This window comes from Dehalogenimonas alkenigignens (assembly GCF_001466665.1).
In the GTDB taxonomy this organism is placed as follows: domain Bacteria; phylum Chloroflexota; class Dehalococcoidia; order Dehalococcoidales; family Dehalococcoidaceae; genus Dehalogenimonas; species Dehalogenimonas alkenigignens.
Genome location: NZ_KQ758903.1, coordinates 662,669 through 685,122, shown reverse-complemented (window position 1 = coordinate 685,122; position 22,454 = coordinate 662,669). Strand labels below are relative to the sequence as shown.

Here is a 22,454-nt window from a genome sequence, read left to right as displayed (position 1 = left end):
TCCGCAATGACCGAGCTGCCGTTTAATTTTTATGATGATTTTGAATCTGTTTGGTATTTCGGATTTTATGCTTCGTATTTAACGCTCCGATGCTAGATATTTTCGTCGTCCCGTTCTCAGATAACCAGTTTATGGTCCAGGCTTTGCTGGCTGGAGTCCTGGTGTCAGTTGCCTGCGCCATCGCCGGGACGTTCATCGTGCTGCGCGGACTGGCTTTTATAGGCGACGCTCTGGCTCACGGCGTTCTGCCTGGTATTGCCGTAGCAATGCTGTTGGGATTTCCCGGTCTGCTGGGCGCCGCTCTGGGAGCAGCAGTGATGATCGGAGGGGTAACCTTGATCACACAGCGCTCCCGCCTGTCCTCGGATACGGCCATCGGGCTCCTCTTCGTGGGGATGCTGGCCCTGGGTGTGGTTATTGTATCGCGCTCCAGTTCTTTCTCCGGTGACCTGACGCGCATCCTTTTCGGTGAACTTTTGGGAATAACCCCGGAAGGCATCGTGGTCCAACTCATCGCCACGCTTGGCATTGCCGCTGTCGCCTTTATCTGCGCCCGCCCTTTCATGCTGCTGGCTTTCGACCCGGAGCAGGCCCAGGTGGCCGGCTTTTTGTCAAAAAAATACCATTACCTGATGCTAATGCTCATCGCCGCCACTATCATCATTTCCTTCCAGACGGTGGGGACGCTCCTGGTTTTCGGACTACTCATTGCGCCAGCCGGGGCGGGGGCGCTTCTAGCCCCGCGCATCGGCACCATGATGGTATGGGCGGCCGGTTTCGGGACGCTATCTATGTACGCCGGCCTGCTTCTGAGCTACCATTTCAATCTGGCCGCCGGGGCTGCCGTCATACTGGTGGCCACGATTATTTTCTTCGTCGTCTTCACCATCCAGAATCTTCGGACCCGCACGCCGTCCCTGCCGGAGCACTCGGAGGAGGCAACCGATGGTTAGTCTGGCGCACGTCCCTGACATCGCCGCCCGCGGCCTGACCATTGGCTATAATGGGGTCAAGGTCGTCGATAAAATCAATTTCGAACTGGCAGAAGGGCAGGCCATCGCCCTCATCGGCACCAACGGCTCAGGCAAGTCGACACTGCTGAAAACCATAGTAGGATTACTGCCTCAGCTGGGCGGTGATCTTCAGATTTTCGGTGACAAACCCGGCCGCAACCCCAAACGCATCGCTTACCTGGGGCAGTTCCACACTTCAGGCTTCGTTATGCCGCTCAGGGCTGCCGATGTTGTTAGCATGGGCCGCTACCCCCGATTAGGGCTTATGGGCCGGATGAACGCCGAGGACCGAGATATCGTCCGCCAATCGATGGCGGTCATGGATGTGGAGAGGCTGGCCGACGCCCCGCTGCGTGCCCTGTCCGGCGGCCAACAGCAGCGCATTTTTCTTGCCCAGGTGCTGGCCCACCGGGCCGATCTTTTAGTTCTGGACGAGCCGACGGCCGGCTTGGATGTCGGCGGGCGGGAACGTTACCTGCAGGCCATCAAGGATGAACTCTGCCGCGGCGCATCCGTCGTGGTAGCGACTCATGACGTTCAGGACGAGGCTGCGCTGTGTCACCAGGTAATGCTTCTGGCCCACCGCGTTGTCGCCCTTGGTCCGCCGGACGATGTGTTGACACCTCAAGCGCTGCTGGAGACCTTCGGCATCGTCATCGGCGGCGACCAGAAACGCTTCACCGTCCTTGAGTGCGTCCACCCCCACCATGAGCATCGGTGACGGCAACTAACCTGCGTTTCTGTTTAGTTTCTTTTGGTAACTAATAATGATCCTTTTCTCTGAGGGAGAAGCTTTCTGGTACAGCTCTTCCAACATTAAGAATATGGTATTACGCGCTCTCTGAGATAAGCGGCGGTCCGCTTGAATCGAGGAGATCAGATCCTGAAGGATCGACGAATGGCCGTTTACTAAAAAATCTATGCTGACTCCAAGTGCCTCGGCCAGCTTGTCCAGGATCTCTATCGAAGGCAGGCGATGATTCTTTTCTATCGCTGAAACGTGTTGCGGCGTGATACCCAGCTGTTTTGCGAGATCCAGTTGGGTAAGCCTCAATCCGATTCTTTTTCTTCGAATCCTGTCACCGATTGACATCAAGTCCCTGTATTACTGAAAGTATTTTTTTCAGCACAAATATTAATGCTTTTGTAATTGAAATTCAAAAGACAACTGTGTGTTGAATAATGGGTTTATTAGGTGTACAGTAGAATCAGTTCTTAATATTTTTAGAATAATACGCAAATTTGGAAAACAAATAATGCGTCTGTTTGAGTCCAAAGGATCGCCACGGTTGGGAGAGTTGTCGTTGTGAAGACCACAATAGTTCTGGCCGATGATCATGCTATCGTAAGACGGGGTATTAAAGCTTTACTGGAATATGAACCGGACTTCCACGTTGTGGCTGAGGCGAGTGACGGGGCTGCGGCACTTTTATTGATTGAAAACCACCGCCCACATATTCTTGTCACAGACCTTTCTATGCCCAACCTTTCAGGGATCCAACTCCTCAAAATTATTAAGGAGAAAAAACTGCCGGTCAGATCGGTGGTGCTTTCCACTTACGGGGATACTCCTTACGTCCTTGATTCTATTGAAGCCGGAGCATATGGTTATGTTCTCAAGGAAGCGGGGGTGGAGCACCTGGTGACCGCAATCCGTGAGGCTCAATCCGGCCGGCGGTACCTCAGCCCGCCGTTATCTGAAACGATAGCGGTGAACTGACAATTCCTGAAAAACCAAGACATCATATGAAAGATCGAAGGATAATTCAGGAGGAAACTCGCGTATGTCAACTGAAAAATTCAGCATTTCCGGAGAGAAAGTTGTCGGTAAGGTAAAAGACTTGATCCGCCAGGGCAATATACGGCGGGTTCGATTAATCCATGAGGGTAAAGCAATTATCGATATTCCACTTTCTGTCGGAGCACCAGTAGCCGCGGTGGGCATCCTCGCGGCACCGCTTCTGGCCGCTGTTGGCGCCTTCGCGGCGCTGGTTACCGAATGCACTATCGAGGTCGAAAAGGTAGACGAGTCACCGGCATAACCGGGGAAATAGCGCGGGTGAATCATCAGAAGTCGCGGGCCGCTGTGCAGGTGTTAGTAATTAACTCGGGAAAAACAATAATAACCTCCGTATCTTGTTTTTTCTAACCTCGAGTGATAGTATTCGGGGCTGGAGAGATAGTATTGCGCCTGCGACAATACGACCCTGAAAAGTCAGTATCCTATCTCAAGTTGATAGAGACCGTGTTGCACCACTACGATGACTTCCGGCGTCCGGAAGACATCTTGAGGCTGGTGGGTGAAAGACGGCTGGCCGACGTGACTCACACACCTGAGAGGGGCGATGCCGTCTTCAGTCTGTATGACGGCGGCGACCAGCGGATTTACCAGTTCAAGGAGAGCCTCAACCGCGGCGGCACGATAGACGTGACCTTCAACCGCAACCGTCTGGAGAATTTCCACGGTCACCTGTTCTTCGAAGGAATATGGGGCAAAGCCGGAGCGATCGTTTACGGCAACCTCCGTTTTGCCCGGCTGATCGACGCCGTGGTCGGGCGGAATAATATCCGTTTCGAAAAAGACTCCCATCAATACTTCTGCCACTACCACAACCTGGTCGTTTCATATAACAATCAGATTGAAATGGGTATTCCAATACTATCCATTTCTATCGTAACCCGCCAGGCCTGCCCCGGCGGTATTTTTTCCAGTCAGGGCGAACTAAGCCGGTTTGCGCCTGTCTGATTCAAGAGCGACTCCGGACCGCCCGGTCTGCCCATGCTCCCAACAACCGATCGATGGTCCCCCGCCTATAAGGAATGAATAACAAGGCAACGCGTCCCCCCTAATTCAGACTCCATTTCTGTTATAATTCCGCCATGAGCAAACCTCGTTTAGTGCTTTTTGATGCCTCGGCGCTGGTGCACCGGGCGTTCCACGCTTTCGCCCACGGGCGGCAGCTAATGGTATCGAAAACGGGAGAAGTGACCTCGGCGGTCTTCGGCTTCGCCAACATCCTCTTGAAAGTGCTGTCCGACTTGAAGCCAGACTGCTACGCCATCGCCTTCGACAGGAAGGGACCGACCTTCCGGCACGAAATGGCCGAGGAGTACAAGGCTCACCGCCCGCCGACACCTCCAGAGCTTATCGCCCAGATGGGCCGCGTCCGGCAGTTGGTGGACGCCTTCGACATGCCGGTCTTCGAGCAGCAGGGTTTTGAAGCCGACGATTTACTGGGCACCCTGGCACGGCGGGCGGCAAAAGCCGGCGCAGAGGTGGTCATCGTCACCGGCGACGCCGATGCCATGCAACTCGTTGACGACGAGGTGAAAGTCCTGTACCCAAAGCCCGGCGGCACTTTCTCCGATACAAAGTTATACGGCGCCGCAGATGTTATGGAAAAATTCGGCGTGCCGCCCCATCGAGTCGCCGATTACAAAGCCCTGGTCGGCGACCCTTCCGACAACATCGCCGGAGTGCCGGGCATCGGGACCAAGACGGCGGTAAAGCTGCTTTCCGAGTTCGACGGCATCGAAGAGATCTATCAAAACATCGAACTGGTGAAACCCGAGAAGACCCGAGAACTATTGCGACGTGAGGAAGCGGCGGCGCGGCGGAGCCTGAAGCTAGCAACGATAGTCACCGATTTACCGATAGAATTCGACATCGAGGCGTGCCGGATTGCCCGCTTCGAAAGCACCAAGGTCATCCCGCTTTTACGCGAATTGGAATTCACCAGCCTGATCAACCGGCTACCCAGGGTTAGTACCGTATCTTCCGCCGCCGCAGACGGTCGATCCACTGGATCGCGAACACCTTTGGCCCCGAATATTTCGTCCGTCGAATGCCGCTATACTCTGATAGACACGCCGGAGAAGCTGGCCGACCTGGCCAACAAGCTGGCGAAATCAACGAGATTTGCCCTGGACACGGAAACGACAGGCCTCGACACCCTGACTTCGGAACTGGTGGGCTTGTCGATCGCCCTGTCGCCGGGCAATGCCTTCTACCTGCCGGTTGGGCACGTTGGCGTTGAAGGAGTGCAACTCGAACTGTCCGAGGTGAAGAAAGTCATCGGACCGGTGTTCGCAGACAGGAAGATCGCCAAGATAGCCCACAACGCCAAGTTCGACCTGCAGATACTGCGGACATCGGGCTTTACCGTCTCCGGCCTGGAATTCGACACCATGCTAGCGGCACATCTCCTTGGCGAGAAGGCGCCGGGACTTAAGAACCTTGCATCAACCCACCTCGGCGTAGAGATGACGCCGATCACCGAGCTCATCGGCGAGGGCAAGAGCCAAATATGCATCTCCCGCTGCGGGCTGCGGCAGACAGCGGAGTACGCCTGCGCCGACGCGGACATGACCATCCGCCTGGCCGAGCACCTGGAGCCACAACTCAAGGAGCAGAACCAATGGAAACTCTTTACCGAGGTGGAGATGCCGCTGGTGCCATTAATTATGGATATGGAGCGCTCAGGCATCACCCTTGACATTAAGCGCTTAGGAAAAATGTCAATCGAAATCGGAGAAGCCCTCAAGGCAATTGAGAACGACGTCTATTCCATAGCCGGGCACGAGTTTAATATCGCCTCGCCGAAGCAACTCGGCGATGTTCTTTTCGGCGAACTGCACCTGCCAGCCGGGCGGAAGACCAAGACCGGTTTCTGCACCGACGCCGCGGTCCTTGACCAACTGAAGGACGAGCATGCCATTGTCGGTAAGATTCTCGAATACCGTACCCTGGCCAAGCTGAAGTCCACCTATGTCGACGCTCTGCCGACAATGGTGTCGCCGTGCGACGGGCGGCTGCACACCAGCTTCAACCAGGCGCGTACCGCCACCGGTCGCCTGTCATCGTCCGATCCCAACCTGCAGAACATCCCGATCAAGGGAAATTTGGCCAGGGAAATCCGGAAAGCTTTCATCGCCCCTGCCGGTCACGTGCTGCTGGCGGCCGACTATTCCCAGATCGACCTAAGAGCGCTAGCCCACCTGTCCGGCGATCCGGACCTGATTGCCGCTTTCAAAGCTGACGAGGACATTCATACCGCTACCGCAGTACGGCTGTACGGCGTACCCAGAGAGGACGTCACTAAGGACATGCGCCGCTTTGCCAAGACGGTCAATTTCGGCGTTATCTACGGCATGAGCGACTACGGCCTGGAGCAGGCGACCGAAATGTCGCGCCAGGAATCCCAGAAGTTCATCGCCACCTATTTCGAGCGCTACCCCGGCGTGGCTGCCTACCTAGGGGCGACCAAGGAGAAGGCTCGGTCACAGGGGTATGTCGAGACCATTCTTGGCCGCCGCCGCTATATACCGGACATTAATGCCTCAAACCGCCAGGTGCGGGAAGCGGCGGAGCGCATGGCCATCAATATGCCGGTGCAGGGGACATCGGCGGACATCATCAAGGTTGCCATGCTTGACGTCTGTCGGGAAATGAACCAGCGCAAGCTCCACAGCCGGTTGCTGTTGCAGGTGCATGATGAACTCATTTTCGAAGTGCCGCAGCATGAACTCATCCACATGTCGGAGTTAGCGCCGCGGCTGATGGCGGCGGCAATCAAGCTCGACGTACCTCTGAAGGTGGACCTCAAATACGGCGCCAACTGGGGCGAGATGGAATAGCATTGCGCCTGTTCCCGACGACCTCGTACTTATTCACGCTCCTTGCTTTTACCCTGCTGGCCGTGCTGGCTGGGAACAGCCCGGCACTGCCTTTTGATACGGCTGTTTTCAACGCCATCCACGGGCTAAATCCATCGTTCCTCGACACGCCGATGCGAGTGGTGTCTTTCCTGGGCGAAACAGCGCCATCGATCCTGGTTGCGGCCCCGTTCGCCATCTGGTTGTGGGTCAAAGGGAACCGCCGGGAGGCATTGGGGTTCGTCATCGTCCTGGCGGCAGTCGCCGCAACCACTAGCGGTGTCAAGAACATTTTCGACCGAACAAGGCCCGACGGCGGCGGGCTGGCGTTCGTCTCCGGACACACTTCGTACTTCACGGTTTTTGCCGGCTACCTGTTTTTCACCCTCCAGAAAGTGGTTGGTAATCGAAGATGGTTGATCGGCTGGCGCATCGGACTGGTGGCTCTTGTTGTCCTGACCGGTTTTTCCCGGGTGTACCTTGGAGCGCACTGGCCGACGGATGTACTCGGCGGCTTTTTACTGGGGATACTGCTGCTGGCGCCGGTTTTGCGGGCGGTTGATAATCAGAGGAGTGCTGAGACATAATCGAGATTATCACCCGGAAGTCCACTCATGGTTCGGCAAGCTCACTACAAACGGATTCTATGGATTCCCCGCTTTTGCGGAATGAAAAAAAATAGGACGGAATCTTCGTCCTTCCGCCGAGGGACTCAGAATGACGAGAGGGATAGATGCCTGAATTACCTGAAGTTGAAACTGTCACCAACGAGATTCGGCCTTACGTCCTGGGGCGCTGCATTGAGGACGTGAAGGTAACCTGGCCGGGGACGGTCAAGGGCAACAGCGCCGAAGAGTTCATATCCGGTCTCAAAGGGCAAACGGTTGTCGATGTTCGCCGCCGGGGGAAGTTCATCGTCTGGGAACTGTCGAACGGAAAAAGGCTGCTGACCCACCTCAAGATGACCGGCGCCTTGATCGCCCAAGAGGCAGGCATCGAGCCGCCGCCATACAACCGGGTGGAGATCACTCTTGAGGATGGAATGAAAATCTACTTCCGCGACCCGCGAAAGTTCGGCCGGATGCGAGTGGTCGAAGGTGACGCGGCGCTCGACGAACTCGGCCCGGAACCGCTAGAGCCGGAGTTCACCGCCGAGGTCCTCGAATCGATTTTGAAGAAACGCAAAGGGCTCATCAAGCCAACGCTGTTAGACCAAACACTCATCGCCGGCATAGGCAACATGTACGCCGACGAGGCGCTGTACGAGGCCAAAATCCACCCGCTGCGGGCGGCGGACAGCCTGTCACCGGCTGAGTACCGCACGCTGCACACGGCGATCCAGCACATCCTCGCCACCGCCATCAAAGCCAAGGGCGCCAGCATCGCCAACTACGTCCGGCCGGGCGGGGAGCTGGGTCACGCCCATTTTGCCTTTAAGGTTGCCCACCGCCGCGGTGAAAACTGTTCCCGGTGCGGCGAGGCACTGGAGAGGATTGTGGTGCGAGGAAGAGGTACATATTTTTGTCCAAAATGCCAGGTCTTGAACGTTGACTCTGAAGCCGAAAACACCAAATCCGAAACAAATTTAAAGTCCCAAGATTCAAAGCGATGAAAACTATCGGACTGGTTGGCGGCATAAGCTGGAATTCCACGGCGACGTACTATCGTTTGATCAACGAGGGAGTGGCCAAGGCGCTTGGCGGGCTGCATTCCGCCAAGGTGCTCTTGTATTCATTCGACTTCGAGGAGATCGAGAAGCGGCAGAGCGCCGGGGAGTGGCACGAACTGGGGGCGTTGCTGGGGGAGCGGGGCAGGGCGCTTCGAGACGCCGGTGCAGATTTTCTGGTCATTTGCGCCAATACGATGCACAAGGTCGTCGACCAGGTTGAGGCAATTTCCCGGTTGCCGGTCCTGCACATCGCCGATGCCACGGGTGAGGCCATCACCAAAGCCGGACTGAAAAAGATCGGATTGCTGGGAACCCGCTTCACCATGAGTGAGGAGTTCTACCGCAGGCGGCTGGAGGAAAAATTCGACATCGAGGTGGTGGTGCCGCGAGAAGACGAGCAGCGGATGGTTAACTCCATCATTTACGAAGAGTTGTGCCGCGGTTGCGTCCTGCCCACCTCGAACCCGGCTTGTCGGTTAATAATCGAGAATCTAGTAAAAAGAAGCGCCGAGGGTATCGTTCTGGGCTGCACCGAATTACCGCTCTTGATCAAGCAGAGCGATTCGAAGGTGCCGATCTTTGACACGGTAAAGATACATGCGGAGGCAGCCGTGCGGCGAGCAGTAGCGGAGTAATCCAGCCCTTTGCTTAACGCCACCGTTTTAGATATGCTTTCCTATCGGTATTTGAGGCGAGGTTATTAATGAGAGTATCCCAGCTTTTCGGTAAAACGCAGCGCGAGATCCCCGGCGAGGCGGAGACGATATCTCACCAACTACTGCTGCGGGCGGGCATGATCAACCAGCTTACCGCCGGCGTTTATTCGATGATGCCGCTAGCATGGCGCACTGCGCGCAAAATTATGGACATCATCCGCGAGGAGATGGACGCCGCCGGCTGCCAGGAGATCACCATGCCGGTGCTGCAGCCCGTTGATCTGTGGGAGAAATCCGGCCGCGGCGCAGCCTTTGGGGCCAACCTGTTCAAGCTGCAGGACCGCAAGGAGCGGACCCTCGCCCTCGGCCCGACTCACGAAGAGGTAGTCACCTCATTGGCCGCGCAGTACATCCAATCGTATCGGGATTTGCCGCAGCGGCTGTACCAGATACAGACCAAACTCCGCGACGAGCCTCGGCCCCGCGGCGGGCTGATCCGCGTCCGCGAGTTCATAATGAAGGACATGTATTCCTTCGACGCCGATGAGGCCGGATTGGAAGTCTCTTACCAGAAGATGGTGCAGGCCTACAAGAACATCTATAAAAGATGCGGGTTGCGGGCTATAGCCATCGAGGCGGACTCCGGGGCTATCGGCGGCAAGGCGAGCCACGAATTCATGGTGCTGGCCGAGTCTGGCGAAGACGAGGTCATCTTCTGCTCCGGCTGCGGCTACGCCGCCAACGTCGAGAAGGCCAAATTCGACAAAGGCGCCGCCGCCGCCCAATTGCCGCTGCCGATCGAGGAAGTTGCCACTCCAGGCAAGGAGTCCATCGAAGACGTGGCCGCTTTCCTCAGCCTGGCGCCGAGCCAGATGCTCAAGTGCGTCTTTTACGTGGCGGATAAGGAATTTATCATCGCCGTCATCCGCGGCGACCTGGAGATTAACGAGGTCAAGCTCAAGAATCTGCTCAAAGCTACCGACCTGCGGCTGGCCACCGCCGAGGAAGTGACTGGGCAGGGCATCATCGCCGGTTCCGCTTCTCCGGTGGGGCATAGAGCCATGGTCATCACCGATGATTCTATCGTCTCATCGGTTAACTACGTCGGCGGCGCCAACGTCGCCGGCCGCCACATGAAAAACATCGTCCTGGGGCGCGACTTTAATCCCTACAAGACCTCCGATATCGCCTCGGCCAGCGTCGGAGCGAAGTGCTCCCGCTGCGGTGGAACCCTTGAATCCACCCGAGGCATCGAGGTCGGCCATGTCTTCAAGCTGGGCACCTTCCTGGCTGAAACTTTCGGCGCCACCTACGCCGATGCCGAGGGTAACCAGCGGCCGTGCATTATGGGCTGCTACGGCATCGGCGTGGGCAGGCTGCTGGCGGCGGCCATCGAGCAGAACCACGACGACAAAGGCATTATCTGGCCGATGCCCATCGCCCCGTACCAGGTGCAGCTATGCGCCCTGTCGCTGGATAACGAAAGGGTTAGGGCGGCAGCCGAGAAATTGTATGAAGATCTGAGAGCGGCGGGCGTTGAGGTCTTGTACGATGACCGGATCGATTCGCCCGGCGTCAAGTTCAATGATGCCGATTTACTGGGGATGCCCATTCGCATTACCATCAGCCCGCGTTCCCTGGACAAGGGCGGGATGGAACTTAAAAAACGCAATGAGAAAGCGTTCGTCATCGTCACTGTCGAAAATGCCGTGGCAGAAGTGAAAGCGGTCATTGAGAGGGAGATGCCGTCCGCGGGCTGATCGGGCTTTAACCCCGAACCTCAGCCTTACCGGCCTTTTGAAGTGCGGTATCGGTTATTCTTTTTAGGTAACCCGCAAGCTGCTGCTTTTCTTTTGCATTCAGCATTGATATAAATCCCTCACGGTACCTTGAAGCTTCGATTCGCTCTAATATCTCGGCGCCTTTGTCGCTTAAAGCAAGCTCGATTCTTCCTCGTTCGCCTTTTTTAATCGTTACCAGGTTTTTCCTGGACATCCGCCTGATCAGACTGGAGATTGTATGGTGTTCCCGAATCATTATGCGGCAGATTTCATCGATCGAGATATCGTTTTTTGCTTTTAACAGCCTCATCACCGTAGCCTGTTCCAGGGTGACACCATGTTTTGCGACTTCCTTTTCGCTCAGGCGGTAGATGCTTTGCCTCGCCCGGAACAGGATGAATATCAGATCAGCATCAGAAATAAACGCTTCACTTGCCCCTGAAGTCATGTTTGAGGTTCCTCCAGTTCACACGCCGCATTTTAACACAGTTCCCCCAGCCTATCACAATCAACTTAACCTTTTCTTAACTAAAAATAGGCATATATGCTTACTAGTACTAGTCCTTACGTACGATGTAATTTTACTAACGTTTGTTATAATATCGAATACGACATATTGCAAAATGTAACTTTAGGAGGCATCACTGTGAGTAAATACCACGCAACCCTATCCCGCCGCGACTTCATGAAGGCTGTCGGTCTGGCCGGTGCTGGCGTCGGCGCCGCAGCCGCCATGGCTCCAGGTTTCAAAGATCTTGATGACTTGGCGGCTACGTCAACCAACCAGTCGCATCCCTGGTGGGTGAAGGATCGAGAATTCAATGATCCAACAAATGAGATCGACTGGAACACGTTCAAACCTTACGACAATAAAATAAATGCCATGCCCACGATCAATCAGGCAGCGAAAGACGCCAATACTATCCGTGACAACAACATTCAAAAGGCGGCCTTCGCATCCAAGGCTCCGGGCGATTCGCTCCGGGATTACGCTTTCGGCCAAGGCTCAAGTTTCATCGGCCCGGACGCACCCTGGGACGGCCCGTCAGCTAGCCTGCCAGCCAATGCCGAGGGTAAAAGATGGGAGGACACCCCTGAAAACAACCTTCAGATGATGCGTGCCGCCCTGCACACTTACGGCGCAGTATTGACCGGCGCCCTTGAAGTCAATGACAAGACTAAAAAAATCTTCGACGCATCGGGTTTTGTCTTCGATTCGAGCGATAAGGGGTATCAGGATGAGAAGAAGGTCTACCACATTCCTGAAAAGTGTAAATACATGCTGACTTTCGCCGTTAAGCAGAACTACATTCAAAGCCTGTATCAGCTGCGGTTGGATGACAGTATGCCCGGCGGGTATGGCACAAAATTGGCACTGGGCAATCAAGCAATCGGTCACGCCTATTCCAACTCCTCCCAAACCGGCTATGCCGCAATGCGTATGGTTAAAACATTAGGCTACCAAGCCCTCAAGACCGGTGTCCGCGCTAATGTGCCTCTGGGCATTTTCTCGGGGCTGGGAGAACAGGGTAGAGCCACCTCCTTGTTAACACCCCGATATGGCCTTATGGTGCGTTATACCAACTACTTCTTCACTGATCTGCCGTTGGCTCCCACCCCACCGATGGATGCGGGACTGATAACCTTCTGTAAAACTTGCGTCCGCTGCGGCGAGCGCTGTCCTTCGGAATCTATCTCCCAGGATAATGACACGACATGGGATACAGCCAGTACCGGCAACCGCCCCGGTTTCAAAGGCTTTTTCATGAACTGGCAATCCTGCATCGACTTCGGTTCGCCCGGCGCCTGCGGCAACTGTCAGGCAACCTGCCCATTCAATCATGCTTCAGACGGCGTGATCCACCCAATTGTCCGCGCCGCCGCGGCGACCACACCTGTCTTCAATAGCTTCTTTGCCACCATGGACCGGGCATTTGACTACGCTAAAGCCAAGAGTGATAAGGAGTTGACCGACTGGTGGTCGCGGGATCTGGACAAATGGCAGGCTGATACTACCCTGGGTTCGGGCAAGAATATCTGGTAATTCAACCGCAACACCGAATCAGGATCTTAAGAAGGAGCAGTGTACACTGCTCCTTCTTCACGGGTGCCCGACGAGTCGACGTTATCGATTACTTATTAATAATACGCATAAATGCGTATTTACAGATCGTATAGGATATTATAATATGTTACGCGGTCGATGATGATTAACCCGATTACGGTAATAATCGGAATAAAAACCACCGAACAAACCGGGCACCTACCGGTTACTAAAAAAGGAGAAATGGAATGACCAAGTACCACGGAACACTTTCACGCCGCGACTTCATGAAAGGTTTAGGGCTGGCCGGAGCGAGTGTCGGCATCGCCGGCGCCGTAGCCCCCAGCTTCAATGACCTTGATGAGTTGGCGGCTTCCGCGCCATCGGCACGGCACCCCTGGTTCGTTAAAGAAAATGAATTGGAGCACATCACTTCCGACGTTGACTGGACGGCCTTCAAAATGCTGGACAAGACCACCACCGGAATGCCGACTGCCAGTGCAGAGAATATCGCCTGGCGCGCCGACCGAGACGCGAAGTTCGACCTGGAGGGTATGACCCAGAAGATTCCCGGCCGCAACGTCCGTTGCGCCGCCCTGGCGGATATGGTCACTGGCTTGCAGACTGCGGCGCCATGGGATGGCCCTACCGGCATCACTACACCCCAGGAAAAGGGAGCTTCCCGCTGGGAAGGCTCGCCGGAGGATAATCTGCAGATGGTGACGGCCGCTTTCCATCTGGCTGGCGCCGCTCTGACCGGTGCAATGCCGATCAACGATCACATGCTTCAGATCTTCGACAAAGGCGCCGTCGTATTTGAGAATATCGACAAGGGTACCCAGGACGCCAAGAAGGTCTATCATATCCCGGACAAAAGCAAGTACCTGATCACCTACTCGGTGCAGCAGAACTACCTGCAAAGCCTGTACCAGCTCAGGGAAGATCCGGCTTATCCAGACAAGCTGGCTATGCCGATGCCGCTGGGCCGCCCGGCTATCCACCGCGCCTACGGCGATGGCCGCTACACCGAGTGGCAGGCGATGCGCTTTATCAAGAACCTGGGCTACGGCGCCTATAAAGCGGGCGTGACCGCCAACGTTGCCCTGGGCATCTTCTCAGGCCTTGGCGAACAAGGCCGCGCAACTTACATGATGACACCGCGATCCGGCTTAATGACCCGCATCACCAACTACATCATCACTGACCTGCCAGTAGCGCCGACAAATCCGATTGATTTCGGCGGCACCAAGTTCTGTGAGACCTGCATGCGCTGCGCCGAGAAATGCCCCTCCGACGCCCTTGGCAAACAAACCGAACCGACCTGGGACGCCGGCCCGGGCAACCGCCCCGGCTATCGCGGCTGGCGGGTTGACTGGCTGAAGTGTATCGAGGTGGGCGCGCCCTCCCGCTGCGGCGTCTGCCATACTCTATGCCCGTTCAACCACCCGTCCGAGGGTATTATCCACCCGGTGGTCCGCACCGTAGCCAGCACCACCTCCATGTTCAACAAGTTTTTTGCTGACATGGATCGCATCTTTGCTTACGGCGAACCCAAGAGCCCTGAAGATCTCGAAGCCTGGTGGACGCGCGACCTTAACACCTGGAAAGGCGACGTTACCCACGGCGCCGGTAAGTTCAACTGGTAGAAATCAAACCGAAAGGGGGAGGGGAAACCCTCCCCCTTTCGACAAATGCCCGGCAGTTAGCCTATGATGGCTGTATAATGGGCGAGTTAAGCCGTGTTTTTAGCTTCAGAACCTTATGACAACAGTCTCAAATAAGCCATCAATCTCCGTAACAGCCAAAAAGCCAGAAAATTCACTCTGTGTTTACCACGTGGTGTACGAACCGACCTTCAAGTCGATAATCTTCCACCACTGGACCGAATGCAACCTGAAGTGCCGCGGCTGCTACTGCCGGCGGGAGAAGATAGACTTTTCGCTGCTGCCGGACTGGCAGGTGCGCCTTTCGACCAACCCCCCTGAATCTCCCCCGGAGGTGTTGCTCTCTCTCAGCGAAACCCTGAAATTAATAGAAGGGTTGGCGATTGATCGAGCTATTTTTATCGGGGTAGAGCCGACGCTCGATCCTGGGTTGCCTCGGCTGGCGCATGAACTCAAGTCGAGGTACGGCAGCTACAACATTTTGTTCACCAACGCTGTGAGCCTGCCGGACATCTCCGACATCGATGAAATCATCGTCAGCCTCAAAGCCGTAACGCCGGAGCTCTACCACCAGTACACTGAGGGCGAAAACCGCAAGACGCTGGAAAACTTCCGCCGTATCTATGATTCAGGCAAAAAGCTTCAGGCAGAGATCACTCTCATTCCAGGTGTTATCGACGCCGCTGAGATTGAAGAGGCTGCGAAGTTCATCTCCTCGATCAACAAGGACATCCCGTTAAGGATTACCGGATTTATCAAACTCTCCGGTATGGAGTTCCGGGCGCCGACCGGAGAAGAGGTCGAAACCGCAGCGCGATTGGCAATGGAGCATCTTAAGACGGTGAACTACCTTTCGGGCGACATGCCGCGGGTAGGCGAACCGCCGGTCAGACTATTTTAGAAGGTTTTTATGAGAGTATTGCTGGTCAATCCGGGCTCCGAGGTCAACCCCCGATTCAACACCTACGCCGTTTTCCCGAACGGGCTTTTATTTTTAGCGGCGGTGCTGGAGCGCGCCGGGCACGAGGTCAAAGTCTATGACAACGTTGTTGACCGCCGCAAGCCAGTTGATTTCAAAGACTTCGACCCCCAACTCATCGGCTACTCAGTGCTGACCGGCCCGGACATCACCCAGGCCATCCTCCAGTCGAAGGAGTTCAAGGCTCTCTATCCTGAGGCCAGGATCGTCTGGGGCAACGTCCATCCCTCCTGCACCCCGGAGCAGACGATGGCCGAAGAGTATATCGACTACGTCATCGTCGGTGCCGGCGAGACAGCGCTGCTGCAACTCATCGATTATATCGAAAAAGGTTCTACGCAGCCGGCGGCAATCGCCGGGTTGGTCTACCGCGAAAACGGCCAGCTCAAAATGAATGAGCGGGCATCCGAACTCAAGAACCTGGATGAACTGCCGGACCCAGCCTGGCACTTAATCGACGTGCCGAAGTACTGGCAGGTGTCCCTGAATACATCCCGCGGCTGCCCGTTCCGCTGCACCTTCTGCTACAATTCCGCCTTCCACTCCGGCTACCGCGGTGATTTCTCCGCGGAACGCATCGTCGCCCAGGTGGAGCACTTGCAGCAGAGGTACGGGGTGAAATTCATCCGCTTCTTCGAGGACAATTTCACCTTCAACCGCAAACGACTGCACCGCTTCTGCGAGCTGGTCATCGAAAAGAAGATCAAGCTCAAATGGGACTGCGAGGCTCGGGCCGACCTGTCCGAGAAGGACGTGGATCTGATGGCTCGGGCCGGCTGCGTCAGTGTCGGCATCGGGGTGGAGACCGGCTCTAAGAGGCTGTTGGAGTTCCTGAAAAAAGATATCGATCTAGATGTCATGCAAAAGAGTTTCTGGAACATTGTGCGGCACCGCATTATGCCGCGTATCTACATCATGGAGGCGGTGCCGACGGAAACGCTGGCGGACTACCAGGCGACTCGCGACCTGCTGCATAAAATGGGTGATACACCCTATTTCTATATGCGCTTCGTGCCATACCCAGGGACGCCGATCTACTACTATTGTATCGAAAAAGGGCTGATCAAACCTCCGGAGAAGCTGGCCGACTGGCCGCACTTCTCTTTCAACCTGGCGACTAGGGGCAACTTGTCCGAAGTGCCGACAGAGGTGGTGACGGAAGCCTTCGCTGAATATGCCCGGACATACGGGCCGCGGCGGGTGCGCTTCATGTGGCGTTACAATAAGCGCTTTTTCCTCTCTATGGTCAAGAACCCGCTGCAGTTCTTCGGCGCGGTTAAGGAACTGATCAAGAACACCCTGCCAGTGATGTTCAACAAGAACACGAGCGAGGCGCCGGAGATCAAGGTGGAGGACATCCGAACCAAGAAACTGGCCGAAACCCAGTCCGAGGCCAGGAAATAGAGATGGCTGCCCAGTCCACACCTGATGTTGGGGTTAAGCTAACACCAAACGCCTTTCGCGTCCTCGAAAAGCGCTACCTACGGCGTAATGACGACGGGGATGTTGCCGAGACGCCGGAGGAGATGTTCCGGCGCGTAGCCTGGGCCGTCGCCGCCGTCGAGAGGACTTACGACCCGGCCGCCGACGTTCAAGCCATCGCCGAGGACTTCTTCCAGGCAATGGTCTGTCTGCAATTCCTACCCAACTCGCCGACGTTATTGAATGCCGGAGCCGACCACGGGCAGCTGGCATCCTGTTTCGTCTTGCCGGTAGGGGACTCGGTGGAGTCCACTTTCGAGGCGGTGAAACACACTGCCATCATCCACAAGAACGGCGGCGGTACCGGTTTCAACTTCTCCAGGGTGCGCCCGAGGCTGGACCGCGCTGGAGGCCGGCACGGCGTAGCCGCCGGGCCGGTAGGGCTCATCGATGTCATCGCCACCGCCGCCGACTACATCCGGCAGGGCGGGGTGCGGCGAGGCTGTAACTCGGTGGTCTTGAATGTGGACCACCCGGACATCCTCGAATTCATCAGAGCCAAGAGCGACCCCGAATCATTGACCAATTTCTACATTTCAGTAGCGGTCACCGAAGGTTTTATGTCAATGGTGAATTCCGGGGCAGAGTACCCTTTGGTTAATCCACGCAGCGGCGAAACGGTGACCTTCCTGAACGCGAGGCAGGTTTTCGACCGTATCGTCGACCAGGCGTGGCACACCGGCGATCCAGGGCTAATTTTCCTGGACAGGATCAACCGCGACAACCCCACGCCACACCTTGGGAGCATCGACATGATCACCGGCTGCGGCGAACAGGCGATGCTGCCATAAGAATCTTGCCCGCTGGGCTCGATCAACCTGGCGCAGATGCTGAAAAGCAATGGAGACACGGTTGTCGATTATAATGAACTCGGCCGGCTGGTAGACCTTGGCGTGCGCTTCCTGGACGATGTCATCGACGCCTCGGCCTATCCGGTGGACCTCATCGAACGAGCCACTAAAAATACTCGCCGCATCGGATTGGGGGTTATGGGTTTCGCCGACATGCTCTTTCAGATGGGCGTGCCCTATAACTCTGATAGAGCGGCGAAGGTCGCCACTGAAGTCATGGGCTTCATCCAGGAGCGGGCGCACCGGGCGTCGCGAAAGCTGGGCATCGAACGCGGTTCTTTCCCCGCCTTCACAGGTTCCATCTATGAAGTCCCCGGAGGCGGACCGGTCAGAAACGCCGCTTGCACCACGGTGGCGCCCACAGGTACCCTGTCCATCATCGCCGGGTGCTCCTGCGGCATTGAACCGTTGTTCTCCGTCGCCTTTGTCCGCCATATGCTTGACGGCGAGAAACTCCTGGACATCAACCCGCACTTCGAGGCGGCGGCACGGAGGGCTGGTGTTTGGACGCCCGATCTGGCGCGGCGATTGGTGAGCTGCAATCATCTGCAGAAGCAGGCAGACGTACCCGAACCGATTAAGAAAGTGTTCGTCACCGCCCATGATATTGCCCCGGAGTGGCACGTTAAGATCCAGTCGTCCTTCCAAGAAAACGTCGACGCTGCGGTTTCGAAGACGGTGAACTTCCCCCATTCGGCCACTCGCGAGGACATCGCGCGCGTTTTTCTGCTGGCCCACCGGTCCGGCCTTAAGGGCATCACCGTCTACCGCGACGGTAGCCGCGACGAGCAGCCGCAGTGCACCGGGGAACTGGGCTTAGAACTGGTCGATGAGTATTTCAGCCGCGGACCCCGGTCCGGCGGTGACGGCAGCGTTGCAAAGGCGATATAATGCCTCATTCACTTTGTATCGAACTTGATCAGGATATCGAGCGGTTGACGAAACATTCGCCTGAACCATCCACCATCGGTGAAAAGGTCTTCGTCTCCTGGAGCGGCGGCAAAGACTCCTGCTTTGCCTGTTACAAAGCGCTTCAGGCTGGGCTGGATGTCCGTTACCTGGCCTCGATGCTGACCAGGAACACAGGCCGGCTTTTCCCGCACTACGTCACCGCACAAGTGCTGCAGGCACAGGCGGCGGCTATCGGCATACCTCTCTTCGAACAGTGGCTGGAAGTGCCGGAAAATGTCACCCAACACGTCCGCTTCGTTGATTACGACCGGAAGTACATGGAGATGCTGGAAAAGCTCAAGTCTCTGGGTATTACCGGAGGCGTATTCGGCGACGTCTCCCGGGGCAACCCTTTTGCTCAAGCCCACTGGGATCGGGTGGAGGATTTCACTCGCCCTGTCGGGATGAAGGCTTATCGACCTCTGTGGGACCAGGACCGTGAAACGATGATCAGGGAATTCATCGACTTGGGCTTTAAGCCGCTGGTTATCGTCGCCGACAACCGCCTGCCGGAGTTGCTGGGCAAAGTGCTTGACCATACCATTCTCGACGACCTCAAGGCGCGGTATGAGCGGTCGAAAGAGCAGGAACGTATCTACTACCATACTTTCGTCCTTGACGGACCGATCTTTAGATCCCGCCTGGAGATCACTGAGAGTGAAAAGGTTACAGCCGGCGGAGTCTCATATCTAGAAGTTAAATCTTTTCGAATGGCAACCAAACCTGAATTTGAGAACACACGTTGAAACAACTTGTTTCAGCAACGGGAAGTTTGGAAGGTGAATGAGCCATCCAGTCTGCGGAAATGATTATCAACTTGTAATTTATTCATAAAGTGCTAGAATGTGCCTTTAGAATGCCTGCTGGGAGTATCCTGGCGTTTTGGCTTAGTGATGGGTGAAAAATAACTCAAAGGTGTCGGAATGAATCGTATACGGATCGATAAAACCAGAGCGAAATTTGCCGTCACATTGATACTGCTTTTAGGTGTTTTCGCCTCCGCTTGCGGCGGCGGCTCTCCGAATCCAACGACTTCCAATCCAACACCGACGTCCACAACCCCAACCGGTGGCATCATGGATTTTCCATCTGGAAGTTATGCTAACACCAGACTGTTGGCTGGTGATAATTTCAGAATAAGCTGGACTAACACGGACGATACCATCTCGATTGGCATCAAGGGTAAAACGGGAGGGTGGATTGCCATCGCCTTGTCGCCGACATTGAGTAAAGGCGGAGCCGACCTGATAATCGGCGCGGTAACGGGCGGTCAGGTGACATTGATTGATTCCTACAGCCCAGGGTATTCCGGCGGTCACCCCCGCGATGCTTCGAGCGGCGGAACCGATGACCTGTATGACATCAGGGGCAGCGAGTCAGGCGGTGTGACGACCATCGAATTCAAACGTAAAATTAATACACTTGATTCTAGGGACGTTGCATTTCAACATGGAAGCAACCCATTTCTATTTGCCATGGGACCCGATGACACGATGGCCAGCGAACACAGCTTAGTGGGTGCGGGGGAAATCATCATCGTCCTGACTCACCCCTAGTCTTTCATAGGTCGATTTCTTCAGGTCGTGGGTTGCCATGACAAGTGGCTTTCGTAATCCATACGAATACCCGGTTTCGCGGGCTGTCACGTTACCCCTCGCATCCGCAAACGGTTTACGACGGCTCGCTGTCGGCTTCAAGAATCCCCCGGACATAGCGCTGCCTGTCTCCCCCGCTACCGCCGTCTGCTACCTACCCCCGGCTCAACAAAACCGGCCGTTGGTGATTCTAGCCCATGGAGTTGGCGACACCAGCGCCATACCGTGTCACCTGCTTGCGAAAGCACTAGCCCGGACGGGAATCGCCGGACTGGTTTTGCATCTGCCAATCCATTCGCGAAGACTCAATCCGGAATTTAAAAAGAGGTTCTACAAACTGACTCGGGAGGAGTGGTTTGAATTATACCGGGTATCGGTGATAAACATTCGCCAGGCTTTAGATTGGGCAGTTGGGAGGCCGGAGTTAGACCCTGAACGAATAGGGATTTCCGGTGTTAGTTTCGGCGGCTATATTGCTGCCATAGCGCTGGGTCTTGACTCCAGGCTCAAAGCTGGCGCAATTTTACTCTCGGCAGGGAACCTGGGGAAACTTGCCTGGAGCCGGTCTAGCCGTCGCTTCGGCAAATGGGATGTTACCGAAGAGGTTTTCAATGAGCAGCAAGTCGAATATTTCAAGTATGTTGATTTAGTTTCAAATCGAGGATTTGAGTGGATACCGCCGCCTCACCCTGGGTACCCTTTCGACCCGTATACCTTCGCTGCCGCAATCCGGAACAAGCCCACACTATTCGTGAATGCATTGTGGGACGAATATTTTCCCAGGGAAGCCGCCAGGGAATTCGGAAAGGCTGCCGGTTGTCCGGAACAATTATGGCTGCCCACCGGGCATGCCACCGCCTGGTTGTTTTATCCTCTTATCCGCAACCGCGTTATCAACCTGTTTCAGCGCTCGCTAAGAAATAAAACTGACGGTTCATAACCTCGGAGTGATGCCCATACCCTCCAAGAGGGCTACGACGCGCTTTTTGATCTCGTCCCGGATCCGCCTGACCTCGGAAATATCCTTATCCTTGGGGTCAGGAAGCGCCCAGTCCTCATGCGGGGCGTTCACCACCGGACAGGCGCCTTGCATGCAGCCCATGGTGACAGCCTTTTCAACACCCTGAGTCATCTCGAAAGTCAGAGCCCGCGGCAGGTTATTGGCGAGGTCGAAATCCAATTCTTTCATCGCCTCGACGACCACTGGATTGACCGCTTCCCCCGGCTCAGTGCCGGCAGACTCGGCTATGGCTTGGCCACCGGCATAACGGTTGAAGAAGGCTTCAGCCATCTTAGACCGCCCAGAGTTGTGGACGCAGATAAACAGGAGCCTTCTCATCGGACACACCTCTTTAATCCGAACTTGGGTCCCGGATCCATCGGATCCCGCGCTGCGAACCTGTTTGAGAGGAATGACCAGTCCGGAGCCACTTCGTGACTGCGCTAATTAATATTTTCCGGCGATCTCTTCCTGTTTGCCTGTGACGACGAAGACCACACGCTCGCAAATGTTGGTCACCCGGTCGGCGGAGCGCTCCAGATTATGGGCCGCCCAGATGAGCCGGGTAGCCCGGCTGACCGTCTTGGGATCTTCGGCCATAAAGAAGAGCAGTTCGCGAAAGATCTGGTCGTAGAGGGCGTCGACCTCGTCGTCATCCATGGTGACCGCCCGAGCTGCCGTAGCATCGCGCTTGATGAAGGCGTCTAGCGCCCGATGCAGCATGTCGGCTGTTTTATCAGACATCCGCGGCAGGTCGATCAGCGGCTTAAGAGGCGGCTCTTCGCCCAGCATGATGGCGATTTTGGCGTTGCCGGCGGCGTGATCTCCAATGCGTTCCAGATCGATGATGATGTTCAAGACGGCCACGATGACGCGTAAATCCCGAGCCATCGGCGCCTGGGTGGCGATCAGGTGGATGCAATCTTCTTCAATCTCGTAACGCTTGACATTAATAAGCTCGTCATCTTCCACCAGTTTCCTAGCCAGCTCGATGTCACGGTTTTTCATAGCTTCCATTGACAGGCCGATGGCTTTCTCCACCATGCTGCCCAGGGCCAGTACCTTATCCTGCAGCTGTTTTAAGTTGCGCTCGTAATCCACTCTCATGGGTCTT

Annotated in this window: 21 protein-coding genes and 1 pseudogene; 18 read left to right on the top strand and 4 right to left on the bottom strand. The window is 55.7% G+C overall.

The features are described 5' to 3' along the window. The first annotated feature begins 89 nt into the window (after window positions 1-89). Together DEALK_RS03675 and DEALK_RS03670 are read left to right on the top strand one after the other, a co-directional pair. A complete protein-coding gene (locus DEALK_RS03675) occupies window positions 90-953 on the top strand; it encodes a metal ABC transporter permease (protein ID WP_058438813.1) in 864 nt (287 codons plus the stop codon). Further along, window positions 946-1,734, top strand: a complete 789-nt coding sequence (locus DEALK_RS03670; protein ID WP_058438811.1) for a metal ABC transporter ATP-binding protein — start codon at window positions 946-948, stop codon at window positions 1,732-1,734. The genes DEALK_RS03675 and DEALK_RS03670 overlap by 8 nt, the downstream gene beginning before the upstream one ends. Before the next feature lie 6 nt (window positions 1,735-1,740). On the opposite strand, the gene DEALK_RS03665 is transcribed toward DEALK_RS03670, so the two are convergent. Next, window positions 1,741-2,106 (bottom strand): helix-turn-helix domain-containing protein, encoded by a 366-nt coding sequence (locus DEALK_RS03665; protein ID WP_058438808.1) that lies wholly within the window; start codon window positions 2,104-2,106, stop codon window positions 1,741-1,743. 213 nt (window positions 2,107-2,319) lie between these two features. Here DEALK_RS03665 and DEALK_RS03660 point away from each other — a divergent pair, with 213 nt between their 5' ends. The 8 genes from DEALK_RS03660 (at window position 2,320) to DEALK_RS03625 (ending at window position 10,753) form a co-directional block, all read left to right on the top strand. Then, a complete protein-coding gene (locus DEALK_RS03660) occupies window positions 2,320-2,733 on the top strand; it encodes a response regulator (RefSeq protein WP_058438806.1) in 414 nt (137 codons plus the stop codon). A gap of 64 nt (window positions 2,734-2,797) precedes the next feature. Beyond that, entirely contained in the window at window positions 2,798-3,055 is a 258-nt protein-coding gene (locus tag DEALK_RS03655; protein ID WP_058438804.1) for a DUF4342 domain-containing protein, read from the top strand. A 143-nt stretch (window positions 3,056-3,198) separates the two neighbouring features. Next, window positions 3,199-3,759, top strand: a complete 561-nt coding sequence (locus DEALK_RS03650) for a hypothetical protein (RefSeq protein WP_058438803.1) — start codon at window positions 3,199-3,201, stop codon at window positions 3,757-3,759. A gap of 134 nt (window positions 3,760-3,893) precedes the next feature. Continuing rightward, the gene (gene polA / locus DEALK_RS03645) at window positions 3,894-6,650 is read left to right on the top strand and encodes a DNA polymerase I (RefSeq protein ID WP_058438800.1); all 2,757 of its coding nucleotides are present in this window, start codon (window positions 3,894-3,896) and stop codon (window positions 6,648-6,650) included. A 2-nt stretch (window positions 6,651-6,652) separates the two neighbouring features. Beyond that, complete coding sequence (locus DEALK_RS03640; protein WP_058438798.1) at window positions 6,653-7,255, top strand: phosphatase PAP2 family protein; 603 nt, start codon at window positions 6,653-6,655, stop codon at window positions 7,253-7,255. A 146-nt stretch (window positions 7,256-7,401) separates the two neighbouring features. After that, complete coding sequence (gene mutM, locus DEALK_RS03635) at window positions 7,402-8,280, top strand: DNA-formamidopyrimidine glycosylase (RefSeq protein ID WP_065128689.1); 879 nt, start codon at window positions 7,402-7,404, stop codon at window positions 8,278-8,280. After that, window positions 8,277-8,972: an aspartate/glutamate racemase family protein gene (locus DEALK_RS03630; protein WP_058438796.1), complete on the top strand. Its 696-nt coding sequence runs from the start codon at window positions 8,277-8,279 to the stop codon at window positions 8,970-8,972. The genes mutM and DEALK_RS03630 overlap by 4 nt, the downstream gene beginning before the upstream one ends. Before the next feature lie 68 nt (window positions 8,973-9,040). After that, complete coding sequence (locus DEALK_RS03625; protein ID WP_058438794.1) at window positions 9,041-10,753, top strand: proline--tRNA ligase; 1,713 nt, start codon at window positions 9,041-9,043, stop codon at window positions 10,751-10,753. 7 nt (window positions 10,754-10,760) lie between these two features. On the opposite strand, the gene DEALK_RS03620 is transcribed toward DEALK_RS03625, so the two are convergent. After that, the gene (locus tag DEALK_RS03620) at window positions 10,761-11,222 is read right to left on the bottom strand and encodes a MarR family winged helix-turn-helix transcriptional regulator (protein ID WP_058438791.1); all 462 of its coding nucleotides are present in this window, start codon (window positions 11,220-11,222) and stop codon (window positions 10,761-10,763) included. 198 nt (window positions 11,223-11,420) lie between these two features. On the opposite strand from DEALK_RS03620, the gene DEALK_RS03615 reads away from it, so the two are divergent. The 8 genes and pseudogenes from DEALK_RS03615 (at window position 11,421) to DEALK_RS03580 (ending at window position 21,280) form a co-directional block, all read left to right on the top strand. Further along, entirely contained in the window at window positions 11,421-12,818 is a 1,398-nt protein-coding gene (locus DEALK_RS03615) for a reductive dehalogenase (RefSeq protein WP_065128687.1), read from the top strand. Window positions 12,819-13,066: 248 nt separating this feature from the next. Further along, complete coding sequence (locus DEALK_RS03610) at window positions 13,067-14,464, top strand: reductive dehalogenase (protein ID WP_058438787.1); 1,398 nt, start codon at window positions 13,067-13,069, stop codon at window positions 14,462-14,464. A 115-nt stretch (window positions 14,465-14,579) separates the two neighbouring features. Next, window positions 14,580-15,383, top strand: a complete 804-nt coding sequence (locus DEALK_RS03605; protein WP_058438785.1) for a radical SAM protein — start codon at window positions 14,580-14,582, stop codon at window positions 15,381-15,383. Between the two features lie 9 nt (window positions 15,384-15,392). Next, the gene (locus tag DEALK_RS03600) at window positions 15,393-16,865 is read left to right on the top strand and encodes a B12-binding domain-containing radical SAM protein (protein ID WP_058438783.1); all 1,473 of its coding nucleotides are present in this window, start codon (window positions 15,393-15,395) and stop codon (window positions 16,863-16,865) included. Window positions 16,866-16,867: 2 nt separating this feature from the next. Further along, a pseudogene (locus tag DEALK_RS03595) lies at window positions 16,868-18,685 on the top strand (adenosylcobalamin-dependent ribonucleoside-diphosphate reductase). Next, entirely contained in the window at window positions 18,685-19,491 is an 807-nt protein-coding gene (locus tag DEALK_RS03590; protein WP_058438781.1) for a Dph6-related ATP pyrophosphatase, read from the top strand. Before DEALK_RS03595 ends, DEALK_RS03590 begins: the two are co-directional and overlap by 1 nt. 177 nt (window positions 19,492-19,668) lie before the next feature. Beyond that, window positions 19,669-20,301, top strand: a complete 633-nt coding sequence (locus DEALK_RS03585; protein ID WP_083496337.1) for a DOMON domain-containing protein — start codon at window positions 19,669-19,671, stop codon at window positions 20,299-20,301. A gap of 223 nt (window positions 20,302-20,524) precedes the next feature. Then, window positions 20,525-21,280, top strand: coding sequence for an alpha/beta hydrolase family protein (locus DEALK_RS03580; protein ID WP_186007574.1), 756 nt, complete (start codon window positions 20,525-20,527; stop codon window positions 21,278-21,280). Here the strand turns inward: DEALK_RS03580 and DEALK_RS03575 are convergent. Beyond that, window positions 21,275-21,679: an arsenate reductase ArsC gene (locus tag DEALK_RS03575; protein ID WP_058438776.1), complete on the bottom strand. Its 405-nt coding sequence runs from the start codon at window positions 21,677-21,679 to the stop codon at window positions 21,275-21,277. The two genes, DEALK_RS03580 and DEALK_RS03575, sit on opposite strands and share 6 nt — an antisense overlap. 108 nt (window positions 21,680-21,787) lie before the next feature. Continuing rightward, window positions 21,788-22,447, bottom strand: coding sequence for a phosphate signaling complex protein PhoU (gene phoU, locus DEALK_RS03570; protein ID WP_058438774.1), 660 nt, complete (start codon window positions 22,445-22,447; stop codon window positions 21,788-21,790). Window positions 22,448-22,454 lie beyond the last annotated feature (7 nt).

What these genes read in the sequence shown, in the direction of transcription:
- DEALK_RS03675 (WP_058438813.1), top strand. Translation starts at nt 90, where the DNA reads ATGCTAGATATTTTCGTCGTCCCGTTCTCAGATAACCAGTTTATGGTC.
- DEALK_RS03670 (WP_058438811.1), top strand. Translation starts at nt 946, where the DNA reads ATGGTTAGTCTGGCGCACGTCCCTGACATCGCCGCCCGCGGCCTGACC.
- DEALK_RS03665 (WP_058438808.1), bottom strand. Translation starts at nt 2,106, where the DNA reads ATGTCAATCGGTGACAGGATTCGAAGAAAAAGAATCGGATTGAGGCTT.
- DEALK_RS03655 (WP_058438804.1), top strand. Translation starts at nt 2,798, where the DNA reads ATGTCAACTGAAAAATTCAGCATTTCCGGAGAGAAAGTTGTCGGTAAG.
- polA (WP_058438800.1), top strand. Translation starts at nt 3,894, where the DNA reads ATGAGCAAACCTCGTTTAGTGCTTTTTGATGCCTCGGCGCTGGTGCAC.
- mutM (WP_065128689.1), top strand. Translation starts at nt 7,402, where the DNA reads ATGCCTGAATTACCTGAAGTTGAAACTGTCACCAACGAGATTCGGCCT.
- DEALK_RS03630 (WP_058438796.1), top strand. Translation starts at nt 8,277, where the DNA reads ATGAAAACTATCGGACTGGTTGGCGGCATAAGCTGGAATTCCACGGCG.
- DEALK_RS03625 (WP_058438794.1), top strand. Translation starts at nt 9,041, where the DNA reads ATGAGAGTATCCCAGCTTTTCGGTAAAACGCAGCGCGAGATCCCCGGC.
- DEALK_RS03620 (WP_058438791.1), bottom strand. Translation starts at nt 11,222, where the DNA reads ATGACTTCAGGGGCAAGTGAAGCGTTTATTTCTGATGCTGATCTGATA.
- DEALK_RS03610 (WP_058438787.1), top strand. Translation starts at nt 13,067, where the DNA reads ATGACCAAGTACCACGGAACACTTTCACGCCGCGACTTCATGAAAGGT.
- DEALK_RS03605 (WP_058438785.1), top strand. Translation starts at nt 14,580, where the DNA reads ATGACAACAGTCTCAAATAAGCCATCAATCTCCGTAACAGCCAAAAAG.
- DEALK_RS03600 (WP_058438783.1), top strand. Translation starts at nt 15,393, where the DNA reads ATGAGAGTATTGCTGGTCAATCCGGGCTCCGAGGTCAACCCCCGATTC.
- DEALK_RS03590 (WP_058438781.1), top strand. Translation starts at nt 18,685, where the DNA reads ATGCCTCATTCACTTTGTATCGAACTTGATCAGGATATCGAGCGGTTG.
- DEALK_RS03585 (WP_083496337.1), top strand. Translation starts at nt 19,669, where the DNA reads ATGAATCGTATACGGATCGATAAAACCAGAGCGAAATTTGCCGTCACA.
- DEALK_RS03575 (WP_058438776.1), bottom strand. Translation starts at nt 21,679, where the DNA reads ATGAGAAGGCTCCTGTTTATCTGCGTCCACAACTCTGGGCGGTCTAAG.
- phoU (WP_058438774.1), bottom strand. Translation starts at nt 22,447, where the DNA reads ATGAGAGTGGATTACGAGCGCAACTTAAAACAGCTGCAGGATAAGGTA.